The sequence below is a fragment of the Pseudomonas sp. 28 E 9 genome (genome assembly GCF_900004785.1).
Lineage (GTDB): Bacteria > Pseudomonadota > Gammaproteobacteria > Pseudomonadales > Pseudomonadaceae > Aquipseudomonas > Aquipseudomonas orientalis_A.
Map to the genome: position 1 here is coordinate 52,924 of NZ_CVTK01000053.1, position 12,163 is coordinate 65,086.

A 12,163-nucleotide genomic window follows, 5' to 3' on the forward strand; every position below is an offset into this window, starting at 1 on the left:
AGTGGTGGGGCAAGAGCCCTTTTGGTTACTTTTGGGGCTCTTTTCCAAAAGTGACCCGCTGTAAAAGCGGAACCAATAGAAGCCGTTACCGCAGAAACGGATATGTACTCGGTCTGATCCAACATCCTGGTCGGCCCAGAGGCCGTCATCGGGGGCAAGTCGAATCGTCGCACCGCCCCTCCCACATTTTTAACCGTGTTTAGTCAGTGATAGAGCGCACGCCCGGCCTGGCGCGCTCGTCCACCGTCAACTCAAAAATATCCGGCCTGGCGTAGTGCCCCACCACGTCATAGTCATAGCGTGCCCGCACCAACTCATCGGTATCGATCCGCGCCGTCAACAGCCCCGCTTCACCCACCAGCGGCCCGGCAAGGATGTCGCCCATCGGCCCGACGATCACGCTGCCACCGGCAATCAACGGACGATCCGCCGGCCAGTTGGCAACCTCCACGCCCAACGCCTCGGGCGAGGCCTGCACCTGGCAGGCGCTTACCACAAAGCAGCGCCCTTCATGGGCCAAGTGGCGCATGGTCACCTGCCACATCTCGCGTTCATCCACGGTGGGCGCGCACCACACCTGTACACCCTTGGCGTACATCGCGGTGCGCAGCAGCGGCATCATGTTTTCCCAGCACACCGCGCCGCCAATGCGCCCTACCGCAGTGTCGACTACCGGTAAGGTGGAGCCATCGCCCTTGCCCCAGATCAGTCGTTCGGTGCCGGTGGGCATCAGCTTGCGGTGCTTGGCAACCAGGCCGCCCGACGGCTCGAAATACAACACGGTGCAATACAAGGTGCTGCCACTGCGTTCGATCACGCCGAGCACCAGGCTGGCACCGGTGCGCGCCGATAACCCGGCCAAGGCATCGGTCTCGACACCCGGCACATCGATGGCATTGGCAAAATACCGCGCAAAGGCTTCACGGCCCTCGGGCAGGCGGTAACCCAGTTGCGTGCCAAACCCTTCACCTTTGGGATAACCGCCGAGCAAGGCCTCGGGCATTACCACCAGGTGCGCGCCGCTGCGCTGAATCTGCTCTTCATAGCTCAGTATTTGTTCCAGGGTCTGGGCCTTGCCGCCCGGCAGCGCGCCAATTTGTAAAGCAGCCACGGTAGAAACAGGCATCACAGTCACTCCAAGTCGGTGGGGGTTGCCCATTCTCCCGCCAGGCTTGATCATGAATAAAGCCCACCTCAGTGCTAAATGATATGAGCCAGATAAATATCGCAGACGTCGACTTGAACCTGCTCAAGACCTTTGAAGCCCTGCATGACGAGTCAAGCGCCAGCCGCGCTGCGTTGCGCCTGGGGGTCACCCAGTCGGCCATCAGCGCCGGCCTGCGGCGTTTGCGCGAGTTGTACGGCGATCAGTTATTTGTGCGCACAGGGCGTGGACTGGCACCCACGACACGCGCCAATCAGTTGAAACCGGTGATCAGCGAAGCGTTGGACCGCTGCCGGCAAAGCCTGGCGATGATCAACCCGCAGAGCCCGAACTATCAGGGCCGCTCCGTGGTGCTGGGGCTGTCGGACGACTTCGAGATTGCCTACGGCCGTCGACTGATGGACAGCGTCGCACAGCGCCTGCCGAAACTGCGGGTCATTTTCCGCCAGACCCACAGCCAGATTGTCGCCGACGCCCTGCTCGACCGCAGCCTGGACCTGGCCATCACCGCCGGCGGTTTTGCCGAGCGGCGCCTGAGTCGGCAAGTGCTCGGCGAAGGTGACTACCGCTGCCTGGTGGACCCGGACAGCCTGGCGCCCGGCCAACAACAGATCGACCTGACGGAGTTCGTCGCGCGTGAGCATGTGCTGGTGTCGTCGGGCGGCTTTATCGGCATTACCGATGAGGGTTTGGCGGCGCACGGCTTGCGCCGCCAGGTGTGTGCGTCCACCAGCCACTTTGCCGCGCTGGCGTTTCTGCTCAAGGGCAGTATGGCGGTGGCGACGATCCCCGGGCATGCCGCCGAGGCCATCGCCCGCCTGACCGGCTTGCGCGTATTGCCCTGCCCGCTGGCGCTGCCACGCTACCCGGTGGAACTGGGCTGGCGCACCCAGGCCCAGCTTGACCCTTTATTGTTGAAGGTGCGCGGAGCGATCGAGGCGTGCTTTATTTAGCCGCCGCCATCAGCTTGTTGACTTCACTGCGCACCATATTGGAAAACTCCGGCGGCGACATGCCGTCAAGTTCGGCACGCACCCATTCGGCCCATTTGCCCTTGCGCTTGGCGCGCTCACCGAACAACCGCGCGGCCTCGCCCTTGGCCTTGCCCAGGTTGGTTTGCCACAGGTCGTAGAGACGGGACTTTTCATCTTCCAGCTCGGCGCGTTCGGCGAGGGTCTTGTTGGCGAGATTGAAGCTCATGTTGAATTACCTGCTGCACAAATAGGGAACATCTTACACTGAAGGTCCAAAGGACCCGATTTGGATTTTGCCGTAAATGGGCGGCCGGCAAAATAACTGCAACTTTTGCCGGCGCCCGACACTCCATTGTTCACTGTCACATTCACTTGCAAGGAGTCACACATGGCCCGCAAAACCGCCGCCCAATCCGTCGAAGATCAAATCAAGGACCAAGCCTTCAGCGAACTGACTGCGCTGATCGAAGAATCCGACAAACTGCTCAAAAGCAGCGCGTCCCTGGTGGGTGAGGAAGGTGAAACCCTGCGTGAGCAGGTTGCCATCAAACTCAAGCAAGCCCTGGACTCCGTGTCCAATGTGCGTGAGCGCAGCAAGCCGGTCGTGGATGCCACAGAGACTTACATCGGTGGCCACCCATGGCAGACCGTGGCCATTTCCGCAGGCTTTGGCCTGGTGGTTGGCCTGCTGCTCGGTCGCCGTAACTGACCGGTACGGGTTGCGCTGATTCAAAGCTGGAACTCGGTATAAATCTGGGAGGGGGCTTGCCCCCGATAGCGGTGGATCAGTCAGTTCATTTATGGCTGACCCACTGCCATCGGGGGCAAGCCCCCTCCTACATTGAGTTTCATTGTTTGCTGAACCCTATATGTCTGCCGGCACCCTCGCACCCGTGTTCAATCCCCCGCCCATTCCTGAAGCTGGTTCAGCTCCTGCACTGGCAGTTCTATGCCTGTTTCCAGCGATTTTGCCCGTGCGCGATGGCGCCGATCCCCCGGTAACCGGCGCAACCCCACTGCATGCATCTGCCGCACCAGTTCATGGCTGCGCTCGGCAAAGCTTTGCCCGGCGGTCTTGCTCGGATCGATCACGATCAGTAACTGGCCGGTCCAGGGCGTACGCGCCCCCGGATGGTCGGCCCAATTGAATTCAAAAGAAAAATGGCCGCCTGTCAGCGCTGCCGCCAGCAACTCGACCATCATCGACAACGCCGACCCCTTGTGCCCGCCAAATGGCAACAGTGCGCCGCCCTCGAGAATCGCTTTCGGGTCCTGGGTCGGCTGGCCCAGGCTGTCCACGCCCATCCCCGGCGGCAGGCGTTCACCGTTGCGCGCGGCAATTTGCACATCACCGTGGGCGATGGCGCTGGTGGCCAGGTCGAACACAATCGGCGCGCCGCCTGCCTGGGGCGCCGCGAACGCGATGGGGTTGGTGCCGAAGAGCGGCCGGTCGGCCCCGTGGGGTACCACGCACGTCATGCTGTTGACTACGCTGAGCGCCACCAGCCCTTCTTCGGCGAACGGTTCGACGTCCGGCCATAACGCGGCAAAGTGATGGGAATTATGGATCGCCAGCAACGCAATGCCGGCGCTGCGGGCCTTGCTCACCAGCAGCGCACGCGCGGCCGCCAGGGCCGGCTGGGCAAAACCATTGCAGGCATCGACCCGTACAAAGCCTGACGCCACATCGCTGACCACGGGCACGGCAGCGCCGTTGACCCAGCCGCTGGCCAGGGTCGACAGGTACCCCGGGATGCGAAAGATTCCGTGGCTGTGGGCGCCATCACGTTCGGCGCTGGCGCAGTTGTGTGCAAGGATCGCCGCCACTTCCGGCGAGGTGCCGTGCCTGACGAAGATACGCTGGAGCAATCCCGCCAATTCAGTGAAGCTGATGAAGGCTGTGACAACGGTCGCAGACTGCGCAGGCATTTGAAGCTCCGTTTTTATGATTGGAAGGGGCAACGAATGGACATCCAGACCGTCGATTAAACACCACCCACGACGCTTGCTGTCAACTGACGGCGAGACTCAGGCTTGACTCAATAGTTACCCCCCGCCCGCCACGGCTGCCCGCCTACCCTGTGTGACCCTATTCACGCTGGAGACAGGCATGACCCGCGTCACCCCGCCGTATTTTTTTGACGAATTCCTGCTGCCCGTCAATCGCTCGACCCTGAGCGAACGCGAACGCGCCCTGGGGCTAACCGTCAAGGACCTGGAATGGCTGCACGGCGTGTATTACGCCAGTGACGCCAGCCGCCAGGACACACGCCTGCAAAGCCACCCCATGCGCGTCGAAAGGCTGTTGATCAACCGGGTGGGCCACGCGGCGATCGTGCTCGCCGGCGCGTTTACGATGAGCCCGAGCCCGGACGGAGCCAAGGCCCTGCTGTACACGCCCTACGGCGGTATCCAGGTGTTCGACAGCCACGCCACGCTGCTCGCAGAGCTCACCCAGGCGCTTGCCGATTCGGTGCAGCGCGTGGCGTTGCTCAGCTTCCTGTCGATCGCGCAGCGCAACAGCCTGTCGGCAGGCAGCGTCCTGACACTGACCACCTTACCGGTGCCGGGCGCGGTCATGGATGATCAGGAGCAAGCCCTGCAGGCCTGCCAACGGGCAAACGTGCGAGCGATGCTTGAGCACTTGCAGAAAACCCCGACCCTCTCGGACATGCTCGATACACTGCTCGGGATCATGGCGCATGCTGATTTCCCCGGCCTGGATCAACGCGAAACGCGGGTAAACAGCTTTATCCATAACCCGACGGACACCGACCGCCGCTGGATTGACTCCCTGGCGCTGCGTGAAGCGCTCCTGCAGTTTTATGTGAAACATGCCTGGCCTGCGGGGCAAACCCGCGAATTCATCAACCCCAAACATGTCACTGCCGACTTCACCCCGACCCGCTTGGAGCAAGACCGCGAGCATTGGGAAACGCTCATCGAGCAGACCTCCGGCACGCTGTCCAAACTGCTCGAGAGCCTGCTGCAGACCTACTGGAACGAAGACATCGACAGCGGCACCTCGCGCCTTGATCTGTTCGCCCAGGTAATGGCGGACAAGTTCCGCCTCGACGTGCTGCTCAAACGCCAGGCCGGCATCCTCAGTGCCGACGAAAGTCACGTGCTCCAGGCCCTGTTCCTCAGCGACCAGGGCGCTCGCAGCGCCTACGCCGCCGACCTGAGCGTGAAAAAAGTGCGTATCCATGCGCCCTACCAGCACTACGTGGAACTGGCCAGCACCCTGATGCTGCATCAAAGCCACGCCTACCTCTACACCCAGTCCCGTGGTGTGCAGGTGCTCCAGGACCTGGATGACCTTAAAGACGCACTGCTGACGATGCTCACGGCGGCCGGACACGAAGACGAACTGCTCAATTTCCTGTCCCTGGACGAGCGCAACACCTTTATCGGCCTGGACTCGATCAACGTTGCCGCACGTCCCGTCTCCGGGCATGTGTTCAGCGACATGCTAGAAGACATCGTCGCCAAGCAGACCAGCAATATGAACCACGCCCTGGGCCTGTATCGCAGCAGCGCCGGCCAGGTGGACCTGGATGCCTTGCTCGATTACGCCCTGGACATCCGCACCATGCTCGACAATCGCCTGGCCGACCTGGACACCCATGGGCGCTGGACGATACATCCCGTCAGCAGCGGCAATGGCCGTCCGACCACGGTGCAGGCCGAGCGCGCCAAGCTGCACCAGCAGCGCCTGCGAGCTGCCGAGGAAGGCTTGAACAGCGAACGCCTGAACCACCCGACACTGCGCGGCATGGTCCTACTGGCCCTGAACACGGAGCTGCAGACCCGCCAGCTGGACCTCAAGGCCGATGAGGTCTTTATCAATACCTACGCCTCCAGTGCCCAGCAGCGCGAAGAGCGCCTGCCCGTGTCGTCCCTGAACATGGTTGAACACTTCATCGAGCGCCTGGGCCAGGCGAGCAAGCCGCTTCCCGTGTCCTCCAGGACGGGCTTCTACGAAAGGCGCAACCAGGGGGTTGCGCTGAAGCTCAATAACCTCACCCTCAAAACCTTCAATGACACGATCGAACGGGTGTTGAAGGTTTTTGCCGGCCATGAGCTGCGTGACCTGCCGCGCCTGTTCCTGGACAACAACCGCGACAAGCACGCGCATTCGATGCTGCTGGGTTTGCGCAGCGAGGCTGAACTGCGGTTGCTGGGTAAAACCCTGACGGGCCAAAGCCATGCCATTCTCGATACGGTACTGCGCAGCGACAGCCTGGTGCGCCTGACCCGGCATGGGGTCAACGGGTTTCTGCCGGATGCCTATGCGCTGGCGTTGCACCAGGGCAGGTCCGACGTGCTGCTGCCGCTGGCCAATCTGTTTGTACTGACCGAGCGTGGCGGCCTTGACCCGGCGCGTTCGGGCCAGGCGCTCCTATGGACGCCACGGCGTGGCCATGAAGTGTTTTCATCGGTCTCGGCCCTGCGCGATTCACTTGCCCGGCGCCTGGCGCATCCGGTCAAACGGCTGACGCTGCTGGAGAATCTGCGCTTGTCCCAGCGCGTGCCCCATCAGGTGTATCGCCTGGCGGCGCTGCAACGCATTGACGATAACCTGCTGGACAATCGCCTGAAGACCTACGACGACGGTGTCATGGACACGGTCGATCATTTACTGGCCATGGACTTGCCCGCGCGCGCCGTGCAGGACCGCCTGGATGCGCTCCTGCAAATCCCCGCGCCTACCAACCTGGCACGGGCCAGGGCGCTGGCCGACGCAATGATCACCCAGCAACGGTTGCCCGTGTGGCTGGCAATGGCCCCTGCCCAAGAGCAGATTTACCATGCCGAACTGCTTGAGCAATACCGCAACGGCGCCCCGCAAGAGGAGGACTACCTCCATGGCCTCCCGACCATTCGCGAGCACGCTTTTTCCGCCCTGGAGAAGCTGCTGCAGGCACGCTTTCCCGAGCACACCATCAGCCCCGACGACGTGCTGATTCCCGTGCACCAGGCCCTCGACATCCACACCAGCAGCCTGACCGACTTTGCCTTGCGCCACTGGCCAGACCTGAACAAGCAAGCCATTCGCCCGCGGTCGCGCACCGCCACACCGCTGCCAGATACCCTGGATGCCAAGGCAGTGATCCAGATGGTGCGCCAGTTGGACGTGAAATCGTTCTACCAGCAGCTGTTGCAAACCGAGCTGGACACCCGCACAGAGGCGGCGCGCCAACGCCGGCGCCGGTTCTGCCGGCAATTACCCTGGCAGGTGTTGCAATACGCCCACGAGCACCATCTGCAGGAACGCCTGTCCACCCAGGCCCTGGGTTGGGTCCAGCAGGCGTTCGATATGCCTGATGCCATGGCGCGTGCGGCGCTGGAGGGCGCGTCGGTGCTGTTTCGGCCCGTGGAACTGGTGGCGACTGCGGGGGCCACGGCCGCCAGGGTACTGGGCATGTACCTGATCAGCGCTGCGGATAAAGAGGCCGGCGCCGTGGTGTTATATGCGCCCTACAGTGAAAACCATGTGCTCAAGCAGTATGCCGATGAACAAGCGCTGCTCGACGAGCTGGAAAGACCTGGTGCACTGCAGGACTGGGTCATCCAGCACCTGGACGATCCGCACCAGGCCGTTTACCGCGACTTGCTGCTGAACAACCGGCATCGCCCCTCGGATATTCGCCTTGCTTCGTCTGCCATAACCGGCAATCTGCTGCAGTATCTGTTCAGCGAGAACACGCGGGTTTTGCTGAAGATGTTCGCTTGCCAATTCAAGGAAGGCAGCCAACTGCTATGGGATAAAGCGGTCGGCCTGTTCGGCAAGGGCATTGCAACGGCGGTGCACTTCATGGCGGGCAAACTCGCCTATCCGCTGGTGGTGTGGCGCAGCTACACGCTGGTCAAGCGCTCAATGGAGGCGCTGCAATTGCATCAGTGGCGCGCCGCGATGAAGGACTTCATCCTGGCCGTGGTGCAAATGGCCGCGCTGTACAGCGAGCTCGACGGCAGCGAAACCCCGCCGCCCGATAACGCTGACGTCGTCGACCTGCCGCAGGACAACCTCCCCACGGCCACTGCCCCGGGCCTGCGGGACGTCACTGCCATTTCGCGCACACGGTTGCAGCGCTTCGAGGATCATGACGTCGCCCTGGAGGACTTGGAGCTGACTACCTCCACCCGTGTTTACGAGGACCCGGCGAGCGCCAGGACGTATGTACCGCTGGCAGGCAAAGTGTATGCGGTGACGAAAACCAGGGAGCACTGGCGCCTCGGCAACAACGATCAGCAGGGCCCCTACGTGGGTTGCAATTCAAATGGCCAGTGGGTGTTGGACCTGAGCCTGCACAAACCCCGCTTCGGCCAGGCCTGGACGCGTCAGAAAACGCAACGGGCGCAGCGGCGCGAGATCAGTATTGAAGCGCGAGGCATAAGGGCGATTGCCGCCGTCTCCAGTTGGAAAGCACAGGCCATCGACGAAGCGTTGAATGTGGCGACTTACTATGCCGTCAACTGCAAGCGCAACATCCGCCATTTTGCACAGCTGATCACCCCTGATAGCCGAGTGGGTCTGTTTTTATGCGACCTGTTCGGCACCATCAACCTGGCACCGGACCAGGTAAGGAAAATCGAGACCCTCATCGACGGGATACTCGATGAGTTGAGTGACCCGACCTTGATCGGCCCTGACTCAATGCGCCTGGTCAGCGGCGAAAGCCTGACGGACCCCACGAATGAGTACGCGATGGTGCTCATCGATGACAGTGAACGCAAAGTGTTTTTGTTCGAACGTTTCTTCGATCCGAATCTGGCTGAATACGCCAACATCCTGAATGCACCCTTCGATATATTCGCTCACGCCAGGGCTTCTACGCTGATTCATGAACTGACGCATTTACGGTTCAAGACCGAAGACATTGCCTACCTGCGGAGCATGGAACCGTTCCGCGACCTGATCGATACCGCAAAGCCTGGTGCTCAGGCAGTGAAAACCCGCCAGGATGACTTGCAAACGACCGCGCTGTCCACGCTGACGCCGGCCCGTATGCTGTTCAAGACATGGGATGACATATCCAATACCTGGGAGGACTACGGCGTTTTCACCACCACCCACTACCTAAAGCGCAAAGTCCTGGGTATTACTGGCGCAAAGACCCTGAATGAGGCACGTCAGGTGTTCATGAGCAATATCGACAAACGCATCGACGTCATTCTCACCAACGCCGATTCGGTCACTTACCTGATTACGCATCTGGGACGCATGCTGGATGTGGGGGCCTGAGCAGGCCCCCAGCGGTTGATCAGTCCTTCTGATCACGCAGGACATTGCCCGACATACCGTCGATGCGAGCTTCGTAGACGGTGCCGTCGGATTTGCGGCCTTTGACTTCCCAATAGCCATTGTCGTCGGCTTCGGCGGCATAAACTTCGGTATACCCAGCCTTGGTCTTCGCCACTTCAATGGCTTTTTCAATGGTGATCCAGCCCGCACCCGGCTTGTCGGCCAGGGCAGCGCCGGCGCTCAGCAAAGCGGTGGTGGCACACAGGGCAGCTAAGGTTTTCTTCAACATGCTAGTACTCCATGGTTGACGACAGGTTAATTCCTGAATTTTTAGGCGCGCTCAAACAAGAATAAGTTCCAATTGATGTGCAATCGCCATGATGCTGTTCTCGCCGTGTGCTTCAGAGAGTTAGAATGCGGGAAATCAGGATGAGTCAATGAGCGAACAGTCCCTTTCAGAAGCCGAGTACGACGCCATTACCGAAGCCGCCGCGCATTGGTGCATGCGTCTGCATGCCGAGGATTGCTCGGCCGCTGAGCGCCAGGCGTTTGAACAATGGCACGACGCTCACCCGTTGCATGCGTTCGAATACGCGGCGATGCTGGAAGTCTGGGACGTGGCCGATCATCTGCCGCGCAACACACCGATGCAGGTGGTGTTGCCGTTCAAGCCGCGCAAGCGCTGGCGCACCTACGCGGTCGCCGCCGCCCTATGCCTGGGTGCCTTGCCACTGGCCGCCCTGACCGGCTGGGAAGCCGGCTGGCTGCCCAGCGCCTATAAACACTACGAAGCAACCAATGGCTTGCGCAAGGTCACCCTTGCTGATGGCAGCCAGGTGGAATTGAACCTGGGCACCGAACTGGTCTACAGCGATTACAAGGACCGGCGTCAGGCCAGCCTGAAAAAGGGCGAAGCGTTTTTCAAGGTCGCCCATGACAGCGATCACCCCTTTGTCGTGCAGGCTGGCGAGGGGCAGGTGCGCGTGACGGGCACCCAGTTCAATGTCTGGACGTATGCCGACCAGGTGCGAGTGATGTTGCTTGAAGGCTCGGTGCAGATTGCCAGCGACTCAGTGCATGGCAGCGTGCCGCTGACCCCGGGGATGCAGGCCAGTTACCAACGGGGCGACGCCACTCCGCGCGTGGCGGCGATCAAGCCCGATGACACGGCCCTGGCATGGCGCACGGGCAAACTGGTGCTCGACAACCTGGCCCTGGCCGATGCGCTGCCGCTGATCAACCGCTACCTCGACAAACCGGTGATGCTGGCGGACGCAGGCACCGGGAGCATTCGCATTGGCGGTATTTATAACCTCAGTGAAGTCAATAACCTCATCCCCTCCCTGCCCAAGGTATTACCGGTCTACCTGACCCAGAATCAGGACGGCAACCCGGTACTCAACTCCATTCCGCGTAAAACCCCCAAAGGCTGAGCCTGCGCCTGCCGCGTGACCTGTCCATTTTTGAAACACCCAACTGTCTTGAATCGCCCGGCGGGGACGGATTCATCGTTTTGTCATGGACACTGTTTCATCACTGATACAGCTGGCGCGAGCGACCGGGCCTGCGACGCCGGGCGAGGACTGTTTCAGGGTTGAAACACCACAACCGACGAATCCGTCGGTGAAAACCATAACCTGCTGAATCCAAAGTAAAAACAAAAACCGGCACGCCTTCTGCTCTGTCCCTGACAACGCTGTTTAGGGTCAGCGTGAATAATAAGGATTGCCACCGTGAACATATTCACTCAAGCCTCGATAAACGCACTGCTGATCAGTTGCGTGCTCAGTGCCGGCGCCAGCCTGCCGAGCCAGGCGGGTGATGGCGTGATCGTGACGGGGCGCGCCGTACAAGGGCATATGTACGGGCGCACCTCGCTCCCGGCCCCCTACCCCAACACGGCCAACGCCAACCCCAGCAAAGAAGTGATCAGTGCCATGGCCGGTGAACTCAGCGACCGTGACATCGGCGGCATCAGCAGCGGTTCGAGCCTTGCGCGCTCGGTGCAGCCCAACGGCAATCTGTCCGGCCTGGGCGCCACGCACACCGGCATGTCGACCCTGGGCAGCGGCGCTGCCGCCGGCCATGGCGCCGGCGCCGGCAACGCAATGGGTGGGCAGATCAGCGATTCGATCCAGCGCGGCATGGCCCCCTTGAACAACCTCGGCAGCATGATGGGGGGCAAGTGATGAGGCACTTCCTGTTGATATTCGCCCTGCTGGGCAGCGCAACGGCCCTGGCTGACAACACCGCCGTGATCAATGGCAGCGGCAAACAGTACGAGGGTGTCTTGTCGATCAACCAGGCAGCCGGCAATCAACAGCAAATGTCCAACAGCCGCGCGATTGTCCTCGGTGGCCAGGCCACCACCGTCACTATCCAGAAGCTCGACGGCAACGTCGACCCGTCCCTGAACGCCAAGGCGGCGATCCTGGGCACCTCCTTTACCAACGGCAACGGCGTACTGGGCATCAATCAGTCGGCCGGAGCCAATAACCAATCGATCAATGCGGTGCGGATCAGCCTGAACCCTGGCCCGCAAAGCATCGATGACAGCGTCCTGTTGCAACAGAACACGACGACGCTGGCAAGCGACTCAGGGTCCACCTCCACCACTGGCAGCCGCCAGGTCGTCACCAGCGACCAGGCCTTCACCGGCAGCCGAGGAGTGATTCAGGTGAACCAGAGTGCCGGGGTGGGGAACCGAGTGGCTAACACCCTGGGCATCACTATCAAGTAACTGCTTGATAGACCTTAGTTAGACCGTACCAACAC

At 61.3% G+C, this 12,163-nt stretch carries 10 protein-coding genes; 6 read left to right on the top strand and 4 right to left on the bottom strand.

What is annotated here, in order from left to right:
• Positions 1-199 precede the first annotated feature (199 nt).
• Entirely contained in the window at positions 200-1,126 is a 927-nt protein-coding gene (locus BFQ00_RS20800) for a carbon-nitrogen hydrolase family protein (protein ID WP_065934595.1), read from the bottom strand.
• A 92-nt stretch (positions 1,127-1,218) separates the two neighbouring features.
• Between BFQ00_RS20800 and BFQ00_RS20805 the strand changes: the two genes are divergently transcribed.
• The gene (locus BFQ00_RS20805; protein WP_065934730.1) at positions 1,219-2,118 is read left to right on the top strand and encodes a LysR family transcriptional regulator; all 900 of its coding nucleotides are present in this window, start codon (positions 1,219-1,221) and stop codon (positions 2,116-2,118) included.
• Here the strand turns inward: BFQ00_RS20805 and BFQ00_RS20810 are convergent.
• Complete coding sequence (locus tag BFQ00_RS20810; RefSeq protein ID WP_003190904.1) at positions 2,111-2,365, bottom strand: hypothetical protein; 255 nt, start codon at positions 2,363-2,365, stop codon at positions 2,111-2,113. The genes BFQ00_RS20805 and BFQ00_RS20810 overlap by 8 nt on opposite strands.
• Before the next feature lie 162 nt (positions 2,366-2,527).
• On the opposite strand from BFQ00_RS20810, the gene BFQ00_RS20815 reads away from it, so the two are divergent.
• The gene (locus BFQ00_RS20815; RefSeq protein WP_065887380.1) at positions 2,528-2,848 is read left to right on the top strand and encodes a DUF883 family protein; all 321 of its coding nucleotides are present in this window, start codon (positions 2,528-2,530) and stop codon (positions 2,846-2,848) included.
• A 188-nt stretch (positions 2,849-3,036) separates the two neighbouring features.
• On the opposite strand, the gene BFQ00_RS20820 is transcribed toward BFQ00_RS20815, so the two are convergent.
• The gene (locus BFQ00_RS20820) at positions 3,037-4,068 is read right to left on the bottom strand and encodes an Ldh family oxidoreductase (protein ID WP_065934596.1); all 1,032 of its coding nucleotides are present in this window, start codon (positions 4,066-4,068) and stop codon (positions 3,037-3,039) included.
• A 181-nt stretch (positions 4,069-4,249) separates the two neighbouring features.
• Here BFQ00_RS20820 and BFQ00_RS20825 point away from each other — a divergent pair, with 181 nt between their 5' ends.
• Positions 4,250-9,388, top strand: coding sequence for a dermonecrotic toxin domain-containing protein (locus tag BFQ00_RS20825; RefSeq protein WP_065934597.1), 5,139 nt, complete (start codon positions 4,250-4,252; stop codon positions 9,386-9,388).
• A 19-nt stretch (positions 9,389-9,407) separates the two neighbouring features.
• Here BFQ00_RS20825 and BFQ00_RS20830 read toward each other — a convergent pair whose 3' ends face one another.
• Positions 9,408-9,677 (bottom strand): PepSY domain-containing protein, encoded by a 270-nt coding sequence (locus tag BFQ00_RS20830; protein WP_065887383.1) that lies wholly within the window; start codon positions 9,675-9,677, stop codon positions 9,408-9,410.
• 148 nt (positions 9,678-9,825) lie between these two features.
• Here BFQ00_RS20830 and BFQ00_RS20835 point away from each other — a divergent pair, with 148 nt between their 5' ends.
• The 3 genes from BFQ00_RS20835 (at position 9,826) to BFQ00_RS20845 (ending at position 12,128) form a co-directional block, all read left to right on the top strand.
• Positions 9,826-10,821 carry a FecR family protein gene (locus BFQ00_RS20835; protein WP_065887384.1) on the top strand — a complete coding sequence of 332 codons (996 nt, stop codon included), beginning with the start codon at positions 9,826-9,828 and terminating at the stop codon, positions 10,819-10,821.
• A 300-nt stretch (positions 10,822-11,121) separates the two neighbouring features.
• Complete coding sequence (locus tag BFQ00_RS20840; RefSeq protein ID WP_065934598.1) at positions 11,122-11,577, top strand: hypothetical protein; 456 nt, start codon at positions 11,122-11,124, stop codon at positions 11,575-11,577.
• On the top strand, positions 11,577-12,128 hold the full coding sequence (locus BFQ00_RS20845) for an adhesin (protein WP_065934599.1): 552 nt from the start codon (positions 11,577-11,579) through the stop codon (positions 12,126-12,128). Before BFQ00_RS20840 ends, BFQ00_RS20845 begins: the two co-directional genes overlap by 1 nt.
• Positions 12,129-12,163 lie beyond the last annotated feature (35 nt).